This is a genomic window from Pseudomonas sp. NPDC008258 (genome assembly GCF_042956345.1).
In the GTDB taxonomy this organism is placed as follows: domain Bacteria; phylum Pseudomonadota; class Gammaproteobacteria; order Pseudomonadales; family Pseudomonadaceae; genus Aquipseudomonas.
This window is the reverse complement of record NZ_JBIBGE010000008.1, coordinates 119,750-138,720: the sequence shown is the minus strand read 5'-3', so window position 1 is coordinate 138,720 and position 18,971 is coordinate 119,750. Positions and strand designations below refer to the sequence as shown.

The following is an 18,971-nucleotide window of genomic DNA, read 5'->3' as shown; positions in this document are numbered from 1 at the left end:
AGGAGGAGGGGCTGATTATCCCTTGGCAGGGAAATAAAACCAGTCACCCGTTTAGATAGGAGGTCACGACATGTTTCAGCCTTTATAATGCTCATTCTTTTCTGAAGGGCTATCCCACCCGACATGTCTGTTTCTGTTCGCGACGCCTTGCGCATGGCTGCGCTGTATGTGGTGCTCTCGATCCTCTGGCTGGCGCTCGCCGAGGTGGTGCTGCACGGCATGACTGACGACCCCCTGGCACTGACCGTGGGGCGGCAGATCAATGTGGTGCTGTGGGTGTTGATGAGTGCCGTGCTGATCTACGTTTCCAGGGTGCGGCTGTTGAACTTCATCGGTGTGGGTGCACGCTTGCGCTGCGAGGACCGTGAGCGGCTGCGCATGGCCGCTGCCGTGTTCGACAGTACCCTCGAAGGTGTACTGGTCACCGACCGTCAGGGCCTGATCGTGCACGTCAACCGCGCCTTCATGCGCATCACCGGCTACCAGCAGGACGAGGTTATCGGCCAGCGTCCGAACAAGTTCAAATCGGGCCGCCATGGCCAGGCGTTCTACCAGCAGATCTTTGCCACCCTGGCCGAGCAGGGTGAGTGGAGCGGCGAAATCTGGAACCGGCGCAAAAGCGGCGAGATCTACCCGCAGTGGCAGACCATTTGCGCCATTCGTGACGACGAAGGTGAGCTGAGCCATTACGTGGCGGTGTTCAGTGACATCAGTGCGATCAAGCATTCGGAAAAGGAGCTGGCCTACCTGGCTCACCACGACCCGCTCACCGGCCTGCCCAACCGCCTGCTGTTCACCGACCGCGCCGAGCAGGCATTGGCGGCGGCCCAGGCCAACAAGCGCGGCTGTGCCTTGCTGCTGCTGGACCTGGACCACTTCCAGAGCATCAACGACGGCCTTGGCCACACCATCGGCGACCAGTTGTTGAAGCTGGTGGGCGAGCGTCTGGGTGAGGTGCTGGGTAGCGGCGTGACCCTCGCACGGCTGGGCGGCGATGAGTTTGGCGTGCTGGCAGAGAACTGTCAGCAGGTCGGCCAGGCGGGCAAGCTGGCGCAGTGCATCATCGAGCGTATGCGTGAGCCTTTCCTGTTCGATGGCCATCGCCTGTTCATCAGCGTTAGCGTTGGCATCAGCCTGTTCCCCAGCGATGCCTTGAGTAGCGAGCAACTGCTGCGCAATGCCGATGCAGCGTTGTACAAGGCCAAGAGCAACGGGCGGGCCTGCTATGCGCTGTACACCGAAGAGTTGACCGCCCACGCCCAGCACCGGGTCGAGACGGCGGGTGAACTGCGCCGTGCATTGGAGCAGGATGAGCTGCGGGTTTACTTCCAGCCGGTGCACGACCTGGCCACTGGCAGCAAGGTCGGGGTCGAGGCGCTGGTGCGCTGGCAGCATCCCCAGCGCGGGCTGGTGCCCCCAGGCGAGTTCATCCCGATTGCCGAGCGCACCGGGCTGATCGCCGAGATCGATGCCTGGGTGCTGCGTCAGGCGTGCCGGCAGATGGTGCAATGGCAGGCTGAAGGCCGGCAGTTGGCTTTTGTGGCGGTGAACATCTCCAGCCGCCTGTTTGGTCAGCACGAGCTGTACCGGCAGGTAGCGGCGGTTTTGCATGAGACGGGCCTGGCGCCGGCGCTGCTGGAGCTGGAAGTGACCGAGAGCGCGGTGATGGAAGACCCGGAAGTGGCGCTGGAACAGCTGCACCGTTTGCGAGAGCTTGGGGTGACTTTGGCCATCGACGACTTTGGCACCGGCTATTCGTCGTTGCTGCGGCTCAAGCGTTTGCCCGTGCAGAAGCTCAAGATCGACCAGGGCTTCGTTGCCGGGTTGCCGCTGGATGAGGATGACATCGCGATCGTGCGGGTGATCATCGCCCTGGCCCGCAGCATGGGCATGCAGGTGCATGCCGAGGGCATCGAGCAGGCCGAGCAGGCTGGTTTCCTGTTGCAGGAGCAGTGTCAGCTGGGGCAGGGCTACTGGTTCGGGCGGCCGGTGCCGGCTGGGGATCTTCGCTGGGATTGAGGGCCTCTTCGCGGGCACGCCCGCTCCCACAGGGACTGCACAGGACCTGAGAGATGTGGGGACCTGTGGGAGCGGGCGTGCCCGCGAAGAATTCAACGCTTGTTCAAACCCTTCGCCAATCGATCCCCACCCAACTGGATCAGCGCCACCAGCGCCACCAACATGGCGATCACAGTCAGCATGATCTGGCTGTCGAAACGCTGGTAACCATACCGGTAGGCAATATCCCCCAAGCCCCCGGCACCAATCGCTCCGGCCATGGCCGAGGAGTTGATCAGGGTGACCAGGGTAATGGTGAAGCCCCCGACGATACCCGGCAGCGCCTCGGGCAACAGTACATGCCAGACGATGTGCCAGCGCCGGCAGCCCATGGCTTGTGCGGCTTCCACCAGCCCATGGTCGACTTCACGCAGGCTGACCTCGGCGATCCGGGCAAAAAACGGCGTGGCGGCAATGGTCAGCGGCACCACCGCTGCCCACACGCCATAGGTAGTGCCTACCACCAGGCGGGTAAAGGGGATCAGCGCAACCATCAGGATCAGGAACGGGATTGAGCGGAACAGGTTGACGAAGGCGCCCAGCACGCGGTTCAGCAGCGGTGCCTCGAAGATGCCGCCCTTGTCGCTGGTCACCAGCAACACCGCCATCGGCACCCCCACCAGCAGGGCGATCAGTGACGATACACCGACCATCAGCAGGGTATCGAGCAGGCCTTCCAGCAGGCGATCAAACCACATGGCCCAGTACCTCCACATCCTCGGCCCAGCGGCGGGCACGCTCCAGTAATTGATGGGTGTCGTGCGGCGAGTGCTGCACCGACAGGATCAGTTGGCCCAAGGCATGTTCGCCGATGGTTTCCACACCGCCCTGCAGCAGGCGTACGCGGCCGCCCAGGTCGTTGAACAGGGCAGACAGCTCGGGTTCGCCGAGCAGGGTCAGCTTCAGTACCACAGCGCTATCGCGGCTTACCGGGCTGGCCCGCAAGCTGGCTTGCAGCGTGGCAGGCAGCCTGGCCTGCAAGGGTGCGAGCAGGGTGCGGGTGACCTCATGGCGTGGAGCACCGAACACCCGCCAGACTTCGCCCTGTTCGACCACTTCGCCGCGCTCCAGCACCACCACCCGGTGGCAGATATCGCGGATCACCGCCATTTCGTGGGTGATCAGCACAATGGTCAGGCCCAGGCGCTGGTTGATGTCGCGCAGCAGGTCAAGGATCGAGGCCGTGGTTTCCGGGTCCAGTGCCGAGGTGGCTTCGTCACACAGCAGGATTTGTGGGTCGTGCACCAGCGCCCGGGCGATGCCCACACGCTGCTTTTGCCCACCGGAGAGCTGCGCCGGGTACACGTGGTGCTTTTCCTGCAGGCCGACCAGCTCCAGCAGCTCGCGCACCTTGCGCTGGCGCTCGGCCTTGGCAACGCCGGCCACCTTCAACGGCAGCTCCACGTTCTGCCACACGGTCTTGGCCGACATCAGGTTGAAGTGCTGGAAGATCATGCCGATGCGCCGACGCAGGGCCACCAGCTGGTCCTCGTCGAACGGGGCGATGTCTACCTGGTCGATCAGCACCCGGCCTTGGCTGGGTTGCTCCAGGCGGTTGATGGTGCGCAACAGCGACGACTTGCCGGCGCCGCTGCGGCCGATGATGCCGAAGATCTCGCCATGGCGGATGTTCAGGTCGATGCCTTGCAAGGCCGGTTGTGCCTGGCCAGGGTAGGTCTTGCCCAGGCCGATGAAGCGCACATGGGCTTCGTTGACCTCCGGGCGCAGGGCCTGTTCCTTGACCGTTGGCGGCAATGGTTGTGGTGTTGGCGCCCTGAGCGCACTGGCCTGGCTCATGTCAGCCTTCCCAGCCGGCTTGGTAGAGCTTGCCGTGGGCTTTGTCCAGGGCTGCGCGTACCACGGGCGAGTGCTGGTAGATGTCGACGAACTTGGCCAGGCGCGGATCGCCCTTGCTTTGCGGGCGGATGACGAACTGGATCACGTATTCCTTGTTTTCCAGGCCATCGAACAGCAATGCCGAGGTGGCGTCGAAGGTATTGGCCAGGCGGATGTAGGCCGGGTAGCCCTGTACCAGGTCGGCGTCATCGTAGGCGCGTACCAGTTGAACCGCCTCTACCTGAAGGATTTTGAGCTTTTTAGGGTTGGCGACGATGTCATCCTCGGTGGCCTTGTAGCCAACGCCTGGCTTGAGGGTGATCAGCCCGGCCTTGGCCAGCAGTTGCAGGCCACGGCCGCTGTTGATCGGGTCGTTGGCGATGGCCACGCTGGCACCTTCAGGCAGCTCGGCAAAGCTTTTGTACTGTTTCGAATACAGGCCAACGTTGTTGATGATGCCCGACGCGTAGGGCACCAGGTTGAAGCCCGCAGCAGCCTTGGCGTTCTCCAGGAACGGGATGTGCTGGAAGTAGTTCACGTCGATGTCGCCGCTGTTGAGGCTGACATTGGGCGCGATCCAGTCGCTGAACTCGATCAGCTTCACTTCCAGGCCTTGCTTGTGGGCTTCTTCCACAGCGGCTTCCAGCGGGATGGCAAAGGCAGAAGTGGTGCCGATCTTCAGCGGTTCGGCAGCCAGGGCGCTGGCAGACAGGCCCAGGGTGAGGGCAATGGCCGCGACGGGCCGGAACAGTTTATCAAGCATGGTGCAGGGCTCCAGTCGGGGCAGGGGTAGGGGTAAAACGGTGCGCCGAGCCAGGGTGGTCGGCGGGCAAGTGCGGGTGGTCGGCCTGGAACAGCTTCTCGCGCAGGGTGCCCTCGGCGTAGGCCGTCTTGTAGCGGCCACGCTGCTGCAATTGCGGGATGACCAGGTCGATGAAGTCTTCAAAGCTTTCCGGGGTGACGGTGCGGGTCAGGTTGAAACCGTCCAGGCCGGTTTCATCGAGCCATGCGATCAACTGCTCAGCCACCTGGTCAGGTGAGCCGACCAAGGTTACGTAGCGGCCACCCAAGGCGTGCTGTTCCAGCAGGCGGCGGCGGGTCCAGGCGTTGTCCTGCAACTGGCGCGTGGCGGACTGGATGGCGTTGCCCTGGCTGAAGCCGATTGGCTCATCCAGTTCATAGGCCGCAAAGTCGATACCGGTGGATGCTGCGAAGTGCGCAACACCAGCTTCAGGGCTTGCATGGCGCACGTATTCGGCATGCTTGGCCCGGGCCTCTTGCTCGGTTGGGGCGACGATCACCGTGATGCCCATGAACACCTTGACCGCTTGCGGGTCGCGACCGGCGGCCTCGGCGGCTGCACGTACCTTGTCGACCTGGGCGCGGGTGGCGGCTTTGTCCTGGCCACTGATGAACACGCACTCGGCATGGTTGCCGGCAAACGCCAGGCCACGTTTCGAGCTGCCGGCCTGGAACAGTACCGGGGTGCGCTGCGGCGAGGGTTCGCTCAGGTGGTAGCCCTCGACGTTGTAGAACTCGCCGTGGTGGCTGACCTTGCGCACCTTGTCGGGCCTGGCGTAGACGCGCTGCTCGCGGTCGGCGACCACGGCGTCGTCGGCCCAGCTGCCTTCCAGCAGTTTGTACAGTACGTGCAGGTATTCTTCGGCCTGGTCGTAACGGCGGTCATGCTCCGGTTGCTGCGCCAGGCCCATGGCCCGGGCGGCGCTGTCGAGGTAACCGGTGACGATGTTCCAGCCCACCCGGCCATTGCTCAGGTGGTCCAGGGTGGAAAGACGCCGGGCGAACAGATACGGCGCCTCGTAGGTGAGGTTGGCGGTAAGGCCGAAACCCAGGTGGCGGGTGACTGCGGCCATGGCCGAGACCAGCAGCAGCGGGTCGTTGACCGGCAGCTGGATCGACTCCTTGAGGGTGACGTCCAGCGACTGGCCGTAGATGTCGTAGGTGCCGACGATGTCAGCGATGAACAACCCGTCGAACAGCCCGCGCTCCAGCAGGCGCGCCAGGCTGGTCCAGTACTCCAGGGTCTTGTACTGGGTCGAGGTGTCCCGTGGGTGGGTCCACAGGCCGTGGTTGATATGCCCGATGCAGTTCATGTTGAAAGCATTGAGCAGGATCTGCTTGGCCATCAGATGGTCCCCCGGCGTGGTGGGTTGGCATCGTTGAGGTAGTAGTTGCCAATGGCGTGGTACTTCCAGCGCACCGGGTCGTGCAGGGTATGCACGCGAGCGTTGCGCCAGTGGCGGTCGAGGTTGTGTTCGGCCAGGGTGGCCTGGCTGCCGCCCAGCTCGAACAGGGCGGTACCGGCAGCGAGGGAAATCTCGGTGCTGATGGCCCGTGCTTCGGCCACGGCGATGGAGGCGGCGGCCACATTGTCGGCGCTGCTGTCGTCGCGGGCGCGGTCGAGGTATTCGCCGGCGCGCTCCAGCAGGGCTTCGGCCGCATGCAGGCGGATCGCCAGGTGGCCAAAGCTTTTCAACGTCAGCGGGTCATCCGTGGCCTTGTCCAGGCCGGAATCGACCCACGGGCGGCTGCGGGTGCGCACGAAGTGCAGGGCGTCTTCATAAGCGGCGCGGGCGATGCCGGTGTCGATGGCGGCATGGAGGATCTGTGCCAGCGGGCCGACCGGGGTGGGGCGCTCGAAGGCGCTCTGGAACGGCACCACGTCGTCGGCGCTGACGTACACGTTGTCGAACACCACCGAACCGCTGCCGGTGGTGCGCTGGCCGAAGCCGCTCCAGTCGTCGATCACCTGCAAGCCCTGGCTGTCGGCCGGGACGAAGGCCAGTTGCTGCACGCCTTGTTCGTCGACGACCGAGGTAGGAATGCGCTGGGCGTAGATGGCACCGGTGGAATAGAACTTGCGGCCGTTGATGCGAAAGCCATCGCCGTCACGGCTCAGGCGGGTGGTGCGCTCGTTGGCGGTTTTGGTGCCCAGCTCGGCCAGGGCGTTGCCGAAGCGGCGGCCGGCGAGTACTTCGGCGTACAGGCGCTGTTGCTGTTCGGGCGTGCCGTTTACCCGCAGTACTTCCAGGCCATAGAAATGGTTTTGCGGGATCTGCCCCAGCGAGCCGTCGGCCTGGGCGATACGGGCGATGACCTTGGCCAGGGTGACGTTGGACACGCCGGCGCCACCGAAAGCCTTGGGCACGCTGATGGCCCACAGGCCGGAGCGGGTGAACAGCTCGAGTTCGGCGTGCGGCAGGCGGCGCTCGCGGTCGCGCAGGGCGCTGTCGCGGCGCAGTTGCTGGGCGATGTCTTCGGCGACGGCCAGGGCTTCGGCGTCGCTGGTGATGATTGCGATTGTCATAGAGTTCTCCGGGGGCCGCTTCGCGGCCCTTCGCGGGCATGCCCGCTCCCACAGGTAAAGTGATGCCAGTTCAGGCGGTGGTAATCCTGTGGGAGCGGGCAAGCCCGCGAAGGGCTGCGCAGCAGCCCCAAAGGCTGCAAATCAGATCCAGGAATGCCGCGCAGGCAGGGTGCCGTTCAGGTGGTAAGCGCCCACCGCGTGGTACTTCCAGCGCACCGGGTCATGCAGCGTATGCACCCGGGCGTTGCGCCAGTGGCGGTCGAGGTTGAACTCGGCAAGGGTGGCGCGGCTGCCAGCCAGCTCGAATAGCTTCTCGCTGGCTTGCAGGGATATTTCGGTGGTCAGCACTTTGGCCTCGGCCACCGCAATCGACGCCCGTGCCGCGCTGGCTGCATCGATGGGCGCAGCATTGACCTCGTCGAGTACCCGCGCAGCCTTGCGCAGCAGCGCTTCGGCGGCGTGCAGCTCAAGCTTCAGCCGGCCGATGTCGGCGATCACATAAGGGTCGTCACTGGCACGGTCCACGTTGGCTTCAATCCACGGGCGGGACTTTTCGCGCACGAAGGTGATCGCATCATCGATCGCGGCTTCTGCGATGCCGGCGTCAATTGCGGCCTGGATCAGCTGCGAAGCTGCACCCTGGATGTTGGGGATATCGCGCTGGCGCCAGTTGTCGATTACCAGCTCCGCGTCTACCGGCACCTCGTCCAGCAGCACAGTGCCGCTGGCGGTGGTGCGCTGGCCGAACCCGGACCAGTCATCGACGATGCGCAGCCCTGGGCTGCCACGACGCACGAACGCCAGGCGCTGGCGGCCTTCATCGTCCAGTGCTTTCACGGCGACCCAATGGGCGAACAGGGCGCCTGTGGAATAGAACTTCTCGCCGCTGATGTGATAACCGTCGCCTGCGCGGGTAATCCTGGCCTTGAGGGTGAGGGTGTCCTTGGTGCCGCGCTCTGGCCCGGCATTGCCGATGCGCCAGCCGTCGAGCACGCTGCGGAAGATCAGCGCCTGTTGCGCCTCGGTGGCCGTCAGGCGAAGCAATTGCAGCATGCCGAACTGGTTCTGCGGGATCTGCCCCAAGGCCGGGTCGGCGGCGCTGATCAGGCGGAATACTTCGGCTACGGTTTCGAACGATACATCCGGGCCGCCGTGGGCCTTGGGTACGCTGATGCTGCCCAGGCCGCTGCGGGTAAACAACTCGATCTCGGCCCATGGCAGCTTGCGTTGCTGGTCGCGGCGGGCGGCCTGCTCGCGGGCAACCTCGGCCAGTTCGCGGGCCGCTTGCAGGGCCTCTGCGTCATTGCGCAGTACCTTGGCCGGCAGCAGCAGGGGCGAGCTGTCGAGATCGCTATGGAATTGGGTATTTGGCTGGCTGGACATCAGTACCGCTCCTTGGCTGCACTCAATGCCCTGGCGATACGCACTGGGGTGATTGTGATCCTGACCATTCCTGACCTCACAAAATTGTTGTGCCACTACAGCTGGTCGCGGCAGATGTGTGCTGGTCCGGTGGTCCGGTTTATATACCCTAATGCTTTATAAAAAGTTTATGAACTAACCTTTTGGAATATACATAGAAGGAGGGATTTGCTGTGGATGTGCCGGACCTTTCGCGGGCATGCCCGCTCCCACAGGTACAGCGCAGGTCTCAAAACCGGTGCCAAACCTGTGGGAGCGGGCGTGCCCGCGAAGAGGCCGCAACAGACTTACTCGGAGGCAGCAGTCCCGAGGAACTTGCGCAAAAACTGCCGGGTACGCTCTTCCTTCGGCGCCGCAAACAGTGCCTTGGCCTCGCCCTGTTCCACGATCACGCCCTTGTCGAAGAAGATCACCCGGTTCGCCACATCCCGGGCAAAGCTCATTTCGTGGGTGACGATGATCATGGTGCGTTTCTCCTCGGCCAGGCCGCGGATGGTCGCCAGCACTTCACCCACCAGCTCCGGGTCCAGTGCCGAGGTGGGTTCGTCGAACAGGATCACTTCCGGCTCCATGGCCAAGGCGCGGGCGATGGCCACCCGTTGCTGCTGGCCACCGGACAGGCGCCGTGGGTAGGCGTCTTCCTTGCCTGCCAGGCCGACCTTGGCCAGCAGGCGCCGGCCCAGTGCGATGGCCAGCTCGCGGGGTGTCTTCTTGACGATCACCGGCCCTTCGATCACGTTCTCCAGCGCGGTGCGGTGCGGGAACAGGTTGAAGTTCTGGAACACGAACCCGGCCTGCTGGCGCAAGCGGCGTATCGCACTTTGCTGGCCACCCAGCGGGCGGTTGGCGTCGATGCTGATGGCGCCGATCTGGATCTGCCCGGCATCGGGGGTTTCCAGCAGGTTCAGGCAGCGCAGGAAGGTGGTCTTGCCCGAGCCGCTGGGGCCGATGATGGCCACCACTTCGCCCGGTTGCACGGTCAGGTCGATGCCGTTGAGCACGGTCTGGCCCTTGAACCGCTTGGTCAGGCCTTTGACTTCAATCATGCTCATTGCTCCTGGTCATGCTGGTTGACCCGCGCTTCCATGCGGTTCTGGAAGTGCGCGAGGATGCTGCACAGCACCCAGTAGATAACTGCCACCGCCACGTACATGGTGAACACTTCGAAGGTGCGTGCGGTAATCAGCTGCGCCTGGCGGAACAGCTCGGGCACCTGGATGGTCGCCGCCAGGGCAGTGTCCTTGACCAGCGAAATGAAGCTGTTGCCCAGCGGTGGCAGGGCAGTGCGCAAGGCTTGTGGCAGGATCGCCCGGCGCATGGCCTGCACGCGAGTCATGCCGATGCTGGCGGCGGCTTCCCACTGGCCACGGTCAATCGAGGAAATGGCTGCGCGCAAGATCTCGCAGATGTAGGCCGCCATGTTCAGTGACAGGCCGATCAGCGAGGCGGGGATGGGGTCGAGTTCGATGCCGATCTGCGGCATGCCGAAATAGATCACGAACAGCTGCACCAGCAGCGGCGTGCCGCGGAAGAACGACACGTAGATCCGCGCCAGCCAGTTCAGCGGCAAGAGCTTCGACAGCCGCATCAGCGCCAGGGCAAAGCCGAGCACCAGGCCGAAGAACATGCCGCCAACGCTGAGCAGCACCGTATAACCCGCGCCCTTCAGCAGGAAGGGCGTGGAGTCGACAACGAGTTGCAGGCTTTCAGCAATCATTTGGTGACATCGGCACCGAAGTATTTCTCGGACAGCTTGGCCAGCGAGCCGTCAGCCTTGAGCTTGTCGATGGCCTTGTTGATGGCCGCCAGCAGTTCGGGTTCGCCTTTGCGCAGGGCCACGCCGCTTTCCAGGCGCGAGAAGGCATCGCCGGCAAGCTGGGTGTCCTTGGCTTTTTGCGCGTATTCCAGTGCGGCCAGGCGGTCGATCAGGATGGCGTCGATGCGGCCGTTGCGCAGGTCGGCGAACTTGCTTGGGTCGTCTTCATAGGTACGCACTTCAGCCTTCGGCACGTCCTGCTTCACCCATTGCTCATAGTTGGTGCCCAGGCCTACGCCGACTTTCTTGCCAGCCAGGTCTTGTGCGCCTTTGATGTTCAACTGTTCGGCTTTCTTCTTCAGGATCAGGGCCTGGATACCGGAAACGGTGTAAGGCTCAGAGAAGTCGTATTTCTTTTTGCGCTCCTCGGAAATGGTTACCTGATTGACCACCACGTCCAGGCGCTTGGATTCCAGCGCGGCAAGGATGCCGTCCCATTTGGTAGGCTGGATCTTGGCCTTGACCCCCAACTCCTTGGCCAGCAGTTCCGAAAGCTCCACCTCGAAGCCGGCCAGCTTGCCGTTCTCGTCCTGGAAGCTGAACGGTGGGTAGGTGCCTTCCAGGCCGACGTTGATCACGCCTTTTTCCTGGATAGTCTTCAGCTGCTCGCCGGCGAAGGCCTGGCTGAGCAGGCCGGTACCCAGCAGCAGAGCCAGGGTGGCGTTGAGTAGAGGTTTGGCGAATTTCGACATGACAGAGCCCCGCGCTTGTTGTGTAAGTAGTGAGGTGGCGACTATAGGGTTGGCTGCTTAGGCCAGGAAATACTAAAAAATTATTTTGTTATTTCCTTTTTGTGTTTCGTCAGGTGCTGGCTGCTTTGAGGGTAGGCGAGGTTGCCCACTCCGTCATCGCGGCTTATGCCCGACTTAGCGCAGGATGGAATAAAGCGTTGTTTTTTCCAAGGGCCGGATTTGCCGTAGAGTGGATTGCATGTAACCAGGCCCGGCCTTTTCGCCGGCACGCCCGCTCCCACAGGTACAGCACAGGGCCTGATGTTTGCGAGATTCCTGTGGGAGCGGGCGCGCCCGCGAAGAGGCCGGGCCTGGCGAATAAATCAGATGGCCTATACGGCAGGAGAAAACCGTGAGCGAACAACCTTCATCCGCGCATTGGCAGTTGCAAAGCATCGTCAGCGGCCTGCGCGGCGCCCGTGAGCAATGGCGCACCCGCAATGGCCGCAGCATAGGCGAGCAGGGCGGGCGCGAGCTGCCGTCGCGCGAGGCGATGCGGCAGATTCTGGAGCAGCTCTGCGGCGCGCTGTTCCCGATGCGCCTCGGGCCTGTAGACCTGCGCGAAGAAAGTGAAGACTTCTACGTCGGCCATACCCTGGATGCCGCGCTGACTGCCTTGCTTGCCCAGGCTCGCCTCGAACTGCGTTACGCGGCGCGCCAGAGCAACGCCGAGCTGGCCGGCGTCGATGCCCATGCGCTGAGCCTGGTACAGGGGTTTGCCGCCGCGCTGCCAGACCTGCGCGTGCTGCTCGACACCGACGTACTGGCCGCCTATCACGGCGACCCGGCGGCGCGCAGCGTCGATGAAGTGTTGCTGTGCTACCCGGGCATTCTGGCCATCATCCACCACCGGCTGGCGCACCACCTGTACCAGGCCGGCCTGCCGCTGCTGGCGCGGATCAGTTCGGAGCTGGCGCATTCGGCCACCGGTATCGACATTCACCCTGGCGCGCAGATCGGCCCGAGCTTCTTCATCGACCACGGCACCGGCGTGGTCATTGGCGAAACCGCGATCATCGGCGAGCGCGTGCGTATCTACCAAGCAGTGACCCTGGGCGCCAAGCGCTTCCCCAGTGACGAGTCGGGGACCTTGCACAAAGGCCTGCCGCGCCATCCTATCGTCGAGGACGATGTGGTGATCTATGCCGGGGCCACGGTGCTGGGGCGTATTACCATCGGCAAAGGCTCGACCATTGGTGGCAACGTGTGGCTGACCCGTAGTGTGCCGGCTGAAAGCAACATTACCCAGGCCAACCTGCAGCTGGATTGCCAGGACAAGAATTGATCTAGCCTTCTTTTTGCTTGTGCCGGCCTCTTCGCGGGCTTGCCCGCTCCCACAGGGACTGCAGAACGCTCAAGGCTTGTGCCGTACCTGTGGGAGCGGGCAAGCCCGCGAAGAGGCCGGCACAGGACAGCACCAATCAGCGCCCCAATTCGCATTGAAATCCGATCCATGTTTAACTTGAACGATTGTTCAATGAAAAACGCTGGTCCGCTGCCGGTGTTCAACAGGAGGATTCCTTTGCTGAACCCGTTCATTCCGAACCTTACGTCATTTGACGAGGTGCACGCCCGATGAGTGCACCGACCCCATCCCTTGCCAATGGCAAGATCCGCATGAACCCCCCGGTGTTCTACTTTGCGGCAAGTTTCATCCTCATCTTTGGCCTGGTGGTCATCAGCAACCCGCAAGCCGCAGGCGACTGGCTGCTGGCGGCGCAGAACTGGGCAGCCAACACGGTCGGCTGGTACTACATGCTGGCGATGACGCTGTACCTGGTCTTCGTGGTGGTCACCGCCTTGTCCGGCTACGGCAAGATCAAGCTCGGTGCCGACCACGACGAACCCGAGTTCAGCTACCTGTCGTGGGCCGGCATGCTGTTCGCCGCCGGCATCAGCATTACCCTGTTCTTCTTCTGCGTGTCCGAGCCGCTGACGCACATGTTGCAGCCGCCCCAGGGCGAAGCGGGCACGGCCGAGGCCGGGCGCCAGGCGATGCAGATCCTGTTCCTGCACTGGGGCCTGCATGGCTGGGGCGTGTTCGCCTTCGTCGGCATGGCACTGGCCTACTTCGCCTACCGGCATAACCTGCCACTGGCCTTGCGTTCGGCCCTGTATCCACTGATCGGCAAGCGCATCAATGGGCCGATCGGCTACGCGGTCGATGGCTTCGGCATCATTGCCACGGTGTTCGGCCTGGGTGCCGACATGGGCTTTGGCGTGCTGCACCTGAACGCTGGCCTGGATTACCTGTTCGGCATCAGCCACAGCCAGTGGGTGCAGGTGATCCTCATCACCCTGATGATGGGCGCGGCGGTGGCCGTTGCCGTTGCCGGGGTAGAAAAGGGCGTGCGGGTGATGAGCGACATCAACCTGTTCCTGGCCTGCGCGCTGCTGTTGTTCGTGCTGTTTGCCGGGCCAACCCAGCACCTGTTCAACACGCTGATCCAGAACCTGGGCGACTACCTGGGTGCGTTGCCACGCAAAAGCTTCGACGTGTATGCCTACGGTGAAAACCGCGACTGGCTGGGTGGCTGGACGGTGTTCTACTGGGCCTGGTGGATTGCCTGGGCGCCGTTCGTGGGCTTGTTCATTGCCCGTATCTCCCGTGGCCGTACCATCCGCGAGTTCGTCTTTGGCGTGCTGCTGATTCCGCTGGGCTTTACCCTGGCGTGGATGTCGATCTTCGGCAACAGCGCGCTGGACCAGGTCATCAATCACGGCATGACAGCGCTGGGCCAGTCGGCACTGGATAACCCGTCGATGAGCCTGTACCTGCTGCTGGAGACCTACCCCTGGAGCAAGGCGGTGATCGCCACCACGGTGTTCATCAGCTTCGTGTTCTTCGTGACCTCGGCCGACTCGGGCACCGTTGTGTTGTCGACCCTGTCGGCCAAGGGCGGTGGAGCGGATGAGGATGGGCCGAACTGGCTGCGCATCTTCTGGGGTGCAATGACCGCGCTGATCACCAGTGCGCTGTTGTTTGCCGGCAGCATCGACTCGCTGAAGTCGGCGGTGGTGCTGACCTCGTTGCCGTTCTCGCTGATTCTGCTGTGCATGATGTGGGGGTTGCACAAGGCGTTCTACCTGGAGTCGCAACGGCAGATCGCGCAGATGCACTCGCTGGCCCCGTTTGCCCAGTCACGTCGCGGCCGTGGCGGCTGGCGCCAGCGCCTGAGCCAGGCTGTGCACTTCCCGTCGCGCGATGAGGTGTACCGCTTCATGGACGACGTGGTGCGCCCGGCGATTGCCGAAGTGCGTGAGGTGTTCGAGCAGAAGGGCCTGGTGCTGATTACCCAGGATGACCCGAGCCACGACAACGTCAGCCTGAAGATCGGGCATGGCGAGGAGCAGCCGTTCATTTACCAGGTGCAGATGCGTGGCTACTTCACGCCGTCGTTTGCCCTGGGTGGGTTGGGTACGCAGGATTTGAAGAACCGCCGCTATTACCGGGCGGAGGTGCACCTGAGCGAAGGCAGCCAGAACTACGACCTGGTGGGCTACAGCAAGGAGCAGATCATCAACGACATCCTCGACCAGTACGAGCGGCACATGCAGTACCTGCATCTGGTCCGCTGACCAGGCTCTCCTGTCCTGGCCTCTTCGCGGGCTTGCCCGCTCCCACAGGTACGGCACCGGTTTCGAAACCTATGTTGTACCTGTGGGAGCGGGCGAGCCCGCGAAGAGGCCAGCACAGGCAACCACTAAAAGGGCGCGTCCCCCAGGATGGTCGCCCGGTGCATCACCCGCCGATTGGGCCGGTAATCATCCACCGCAAAATGCTGGGTCACGCGGTTGTCCCAGAACGCCACGTCATTCTCCTGCCAGCGCCAGCGAATGCTGAACTCCGGCCGCGTCGCATGGGCGAACAGCAACCTCAGCAGCGCATCACTTTCCAACTCGCTCAGTTCGTTGATGCGGGTAGTAAACCCTTCATTGACGAACAGCGCCTTGCGCCCGCTCACCGGGTGCGTACGCACCACCGGGTGCGACAGCGGCGGGTTGTTGCGCCGCGTCGCCTCCCAGCGCGCCAGGTCCTCGGGGGTGGTACCAAAGCGCTCCAGCGGGAACGACTTGGTGAAATCGTGGGTGGCAGTCAGGCCGTCGAGCATGTCCCGCAGCGGCGCCGACAAGGCTTCGAAGGCGGCAATGCCGCTGGCCCACAGGGTATCGCCACCGTAAGCGGGCAACTGCTTGGCGCTGAGCACCGCGCCCAGTGCCGGGGTCGGCAAAAAGGTCACGTCGGTGTGCCACACGGCGTTGTCGCGTACATCGGTCACTGCCGTGTCGAGTACCAGCACCTGCGGGGTTTCGGGCACGTTGGGGTAGATCGGGTGGATGTGCAGGTCGCCGAAGCGGGCGGCAAAGCGCGCCTGCTGCTCCGGGTTGATCGGCTGGTCGCGGAAGAACAGCACCTGGTGCTGCAGCAGCGCCTGTTCGATGGCGTCGCGCTCTTGTGCGGTGATCTCGCGGCTGATGTCCACGCCGCTGATCTGCGCACCCAGCGCCGGGCTGAGGGGGGTAACGGTCAGGCTCATGTCTTTTCTCGTTCTTTGCGCCGGGTTGCCGGCGTGGTCAGTCGGCAATCAGTGGCTCTGCCCGTGCCAGGGCACCAGTTTGCGTTGCAGGGCACGCAGGCTCATTTCCAGGGCGAAGGCAATCAGGGCGATCAACAGGATCCCCAGCACCACTACGTCGGTGACCAGGAACTGAGCCGCCGACTGCACCATGAAGCCCAGGCCGCTGGTGGCGGCGATCAGCTCGGCGGCCACCAGGGTCGACCAGCCGACCCCCAGGCCGATGCGGATGCCGGTAAGAATGTCGGGCAGCGCGCTGGGCAGGATCACATGGCGGATCAGTTGGGCCTTGGTGGCGCCCAGCGACTGCGCTGCACGCAGCTTGGCCGGGTCGACCGTGCGCACGCCGGTGGCAGTGGCAATGGCGATGGGGGCGAAGATCGCCAGGTAGATCAGCAACACCTTCGACAGCTCGCCGATGCCGCACCAGATGACGATCAGCGGCAGGTAGGCCAGCGGCGGGATAGGCCGGTAGAACTCGATCAGCGGGTCGAGGATGCCCCGCGCCACGCGGTTGTAGCCGATGGCGATGCCGACCGGTATCGCGGTCAGGGTTGCGGCTATCAGCGCCAGGCCGATACGGCCCAGGCTTGCGCCCAGGTGCTGCCACAGGCTGGCATCCATGTAACCCTGGGTCAGCAGGGTCCAGGCCCTGGCCAGGATGTCGCCAGGCGAAGGCAGGAACAGCGGCTCGATCCAGCCTGCGGCCGTCACCAGCCACCAGACCAGCAGCAGGCTGGCCAGGGTCAGGGTGCTGATCCAGCGGGTAGAAAGTTGCCGGCGTGCTGTTGCAACAGGCCGGGTTTGGGCTTGGTGTTTGCCGGCTACCGGCAGGTCCAGGCTGCTCATGCGCGCTCCTGCAGGTTTTGGCGTTGGGAGAACACCCGCGCCAGCACATGCTCGCGGGTTTCGATAAAGGCGGGGTCGGACTTGATCGCCCGAGCCGATTCACCAGCGGCATAGCGCTGGCCAAAGTCCAGTTGCAGGCGTTCCACCACTCGCCCCGGGTTGGGGGCCAGCAGTACCAGTTCGCTGGCAAGGAACACGGCTTCTTCGATGTCGTGGGTAATCAGGAACACCGGCTTGGCGGTGCGCTGCCACACCTGCAACAGCAGTTCTTGCATCTGCTCGCGGGTGAAGGCATCAAGGGCGCCAAACGGTTCGTCCATCAGCAATACGCGAGGGTCGGCCGCCAGTGCGCGGGCCAGGCCTACGCGCTGCTTCTGGCCACCGGACAACTGCCAGATACGCCGCTCGCCAAAGCCATCGAGGTCGACGAGGGCGAGCATTTCACGGGCCTTGGCTTCTCGCTTGGCGCGAGGCACACCAGCCAGCTCGAGGCCGAAGGCGACATTGCCCAGCACGTTCTGCCACGGCAGCAAGGCATCGTCCTGGAACACCACGCCGCGCTCCGCACCGGGGCCTTGCACCGGCACGCCGTCGAGGGTGATGCGCCCGCCGCTGGGGGCGACAAAGCCGGCGATCAGGTTCAGCAGCGAAGTCTTGCCGCTGCCGGAAGGCCCCAAGGCCACCAGCAACTGGCGCGGCCCCAGGCTCAGGTTGATGTCGGCCAGCACCGGGGTGCTGGCGCCAGGGTACTGTGCGCTGATGCGCTCCAGCTCGAGCAAGGCCATGACGGGCTCCGGATCAGTTTGGAAGGAACTTGGCGCTGACGTACGGCGAGTAGTCCGGCAGTACGGCGTCGACCTTGCCTTGCTGCTTGAGGAAGTTGGCCGTGTCGGTCAGTGCCTGGGTGGTCGGTGCGCCCAGGGCGTTGGCCTGGTCGGCGGCCAGCGGGTAGACGTTGCCCTCCAGCAGCACCGGGATGTCGCTGGCCTTGGCACCGGACAATTTCACCAGCTTGTCTACGTTGGCCTTGTCGGCCAGCCAGGCTTTCGGGTCTTTGCGGTAGTCGGCGTAGGCATCGAGGGTGACCTTGGCAAAGGCCTTGATCACTTCAGGGTGCTTCTCGGCGAAGTCCTTGCGCACAATCCAGGCGTCGAACGTAGGTGCGCCTTTCTGGGCCAGCTCGCCCGAGGTGATCAGCACCTTGCCGTTTTCCTTGGCCACGCCCAGGGCTGGGTCCCACACGTAGGTGGCGTCGATGTCGCCGCGCTTCCAGGCGGCAATGATGGCCGGTGGTGCCAGGTTGAGGATCTGTACCTTGGACGGGTCGATGTTCCAGCTTTTCAGGGCGGCCAGCAGGCTGTAATGGCCAGTGGAAACGAACGGCACGGCGACCTTCTTGCCGATCAGGTCTTGCGGGGTCTTGATGCTGTCGCGGGCGACCAATGCTTCACCGGCGCCAATCTGGGTGGCGATGAGGAAGGTTTCCACCGGCAGCTTGCGGGTGGCGGCAGCGGCCAGCGGGCTGGAGCCGAGGTAGCCGATCTGCACGTCGCCGCTGGCCACCGCTGTGATCACATCGGCGCCGTTATCGAATTTGCGCCAATCGATGCTGGCCTTGCTGGCTTTTTCGTAGTCGCCATCGACCTGGGCCACTTTGGCCGGGTCGACCGTGGTCTGGTAGGCCACGGTCAGGTCGGCAGCCTGGGCAAACCAGCTGGTGCCGGCGAGGGTCAGGGCGGCGAACAGGCGCAGCGGAGCGTGCGGGATCATGGTGAACCTCTCGTCAGGCAATCGGTGTGATGGATGGCGAGAAGACTAAATGATCTAAGAATTTACAAATAAATAACTTTTTTGCATTAGCTTAGGAGCCAAATGCTTTAAGCCCAGGAGCGGGGGCTCTGTGTGGGAGCGGCCTTGTGTCGCGATTGGGGCGCGCAGCGGCCCCTCGGCTTCAGCAGCGCAGCAGAAATCGCTGGGGCTGCTGTGCAGCCCTTTCGCGACACAAGGCCGCTCCCACAGCGAACGCACAACGTTCCGACTTGGGATGATCCTCGCGAATGGCGAAATCAGAGCTAGCTGCTAGGCTTCCTCGTCCTTATAGAACGATACGTTATTAGGTTATGAGCAAACGTTTGCAAATAACTAAAGGTTATTGATTGGGCGCTTGCTACAACGAATGGCAGTAAAGGTTCCTAACATATTCCTTAAAAATCTTACAAATTCATAAAACGGTCATTTTGGATTTATAGGATTGTCATTATCCTGTAGCGCAGGTGGCGTCTTAGACCAAAGTCGCGAAACGTTTAGAAACGATTGACTTCATGGTCACGCTTTGGGACTAAATCGCCAATCCA

Annotated in this window: 16 protein-coding genes; 3 read left to right on the top strand and 13 right to left on the bottom strand. The window is 63.3% G+C overall.

All coding sequences use genetic code 11. The annotated features are described in order from the left end of the window. The first annotated feature begins 123 nt into the window (after window positions 1-123). Window positions 124-2,019 carry a phosphodiesterase DibA gene (gene dibA / locus ACFY9W_RS08890; RefSeq protein WP_391128559.1) on the top strand — a complete coding sequence of 632 codons (1,896 nt, stop codon included), beginning with the start codon at window positions 124-126 and terminating at the stop codon, window positions 2,017-2,019. Window positions 2,020-2,111: 92 nt separating this feature from the next. On the opposite strand, the gene ACFY9W_RS08885 is transcribed toward dibA, so the two are convergent. From ACFY9W_RS08885 to tcyJ, 9 genes are all read right to left on the bottom strand, one after another. After that, entirely contained in the window at window positions 2,112-2,756 is a 645-nt protein-coding gene (locus tag ACFY9W_RS08885) for a methionine ABC transporter permease (protein ID WP_008096606.1), read from the bottom strand. Continuing rightward, complete coding sequence (locus tag ACFY9W_RS08880; RefSeq protein WP_391128556.1) at window positions 2,746-3,855, bottom strand: ATP-binding cassette domain-containing protein; 1,110 nt, start codon at window positions 3,853-3,855, stop codon at window positions 2,746-2,748. Before ACFY9W_RS08880 ends, ACFY9W_RS08885 begins: the two co-directional genes overlap by 11 nt. A 1-nt stretch (window position 3,856) precedes the next feature. Next, window positions 3,857-4,657: a MetQ/NlpA family ABC transporter substrate-binding protein gene (locus ACFY9W_RS08875; RefSeq protein WP_391128554.1), complete on the bottom strand. Its 801-nt coding sequence runs from the start codon at window positions 4,655-4,657 to the stop codon at window positions 3,857-3,859. Continuing rightward, on the bottom strand, window positions 4,650-6,041 hold the full coding sequence (locus ACFY9W_RS08870; protein ID WP_391128552.1) for an NtaA/DmoA family FMN-dependent monooxygenase: 1,392 nt from the start codon (window positions 6,039-6,041) through the stop codon (window positions 4,650-4,652). The genes ACFY9W_RS08875 and ACFY9W_RS08870 overlap by 8 nt, the downstream gene beginning before the upstream one ends. Continuing rightward, window positions 6,041-7,222, bottom strand: coding sequence for an SfnB family sulfur acquisition oxidoreductase (locus tag ACFY9W_RS08865; RefSeq protein ID WP_391128549.1), 1,182 nt, complete (start codon window positions 7,220-7,222; stop codon window positions 6,041-6,043). The genes ACFY9W_RS08870 and ACFY9W_RS08865 overlap by 1 nt, the downstream gene beginning before the upstream one ends. A gap of 141 nt (window positions 7,223-7,363) precedes the next feature. After that, the gene (locus tag ACFY9W_RS08860; RefSeq protein ID WP_391128546.1) at window positions 7,364-8,605 is read right to left on the bottom strand and encodes an SfnB family sulfur acquisition oxidoreductase; all 1,242 of its coding nucleotides are present in this window, start codon (window positions 8,603-8,605) and stop codon (window positions 7,364-7,366) included. A gap of 326 nt (window positions 8,606-8,931) precedes the next feature. Further along, window positions 8,932-9,690, bottom strand: a complete 759-nt coding sequence (gene tcyN, locus ACFY9W_RS08855; protein WP_391128543.1) for an L-cystine ABC transporter ATP-binding protein TcyN — start codon at window positions 9,688-9,690, stop codon at window positions 8,932-8,934. 2 nt (window positions 9,691-9,692) lie between these two features. Then, window positions 9,693-10,361, bottom strand: a complete 669-nt coding sequence (gene tcyL / locus ACFY9W_RS08850) for a cystine ABC transporter permease (protein ID WP_391128540.1) — start codon at window positions 10,359-10,361, stop codon at window positions 9,693-9,695. Next, window positions 10,358-11,152 (bottom strand): cystine ABC transporter substrate-binding protein, encoded by a 795-nt coding sequence (gene tcyJ / locus ACFY9W_RS08845; RefSeq protein ID WP_391128537.1) that lies wholly within the window; start codon window positions 11,150-11,152, stop codon window positions 10,358-10,360. Before tcyJ ends, tcyL begins: the two co-directional genes overlap by 4 nt. 391 nt (window positions 11,153-11,543) lie before the next feature. On the opposite strand from tcyJ, the gene epsC reads away from it, so the two are divergent. Beyond that, window positions 11,544-12,476, top strand: a complete 933-nt coding sequence (gene epsC / locus ACFY9W_RS08840) for a serine O-acetyltransferase EpsC (RefSeq protein WP_391128534.1) — start codon at window positions 11,544-11,546, stop codon at window positions 12,474-12,476. Between the two features lie 332 nt (window positions 12,477-12,808). Then, window positions 12,809-14,770, top strand: coding sequence for a choline transporter BetT (gene betT / locus ACFY9W_RS08835; RefSeq protein ID WP_391128713.1), 1,962 nt, complete (start codon window positions 12,809-12,811; stop codon window positions 14,768-14,770). 125 nt (window positions 14,771-14,895) lie between these two features. Here the strand turns inward: betT and tauD are convergent, their stop codons facing one another. The 4 genes from tauD to tauA are packed head-to-tail and all read right to left on the bottom strand — an operon-like array spanning window position 14,896 to window position 18,387. Beyond that, the gene (gene tauD / locus ACFY9W_RS08830) at window positions 14,896-15,729 is read right to left on the bottom strand and encodes a taurine dioxygenase (RefSeq protein ID WP_391128531.1); all 834 of its coding nucleotides are present in this window, start codon (window positions 15,727-15,729) and stop codon (window positions 14,896-14,898) included. Window positions 15,730-15,777: 48 nt separating this feature from the next. Continuing rightward, on the bottom strand, window positions 15,778-16,617 hold the full coding sequence (gene tauC, locus ACFY9W_RS08825) for a taurine ABC transporter permease TauC (protein ID WP_391128528.1): 840 nt from the start codon (window positions 16,615-16,617) through the stop codon (window positions 15,778-15,780). Next, window positions 16,614-17,402, bottom strand: coding sequence for a taurine ABC transporter ATP-binding subunit (gene tauB / locus ACFY9W_RS08820; RefSeq protein ID WP_391128525.1), 789 nt, complete (start codon window positions 17,400-17,402; stop codon window positions 16,614-16,616). The genes tauC and tauB overlap by 4 nt, the downstream gene beginning before the upstream one ends. 13 nt (window positions 17,403-17,415) lie before the next feature. Then, entirely contained in the window at window positions 17,416-18,387 is a 972-nt protein-coding gene (gene tauA / locus ACFY9W_RS08815; RefSeq protein WP_391128522.1) for a taurine ABC transporter substrate-binding protein, read from the bottom strand. Window positions 18,388-18,971 lie beyond the last annotated feature (584 nt).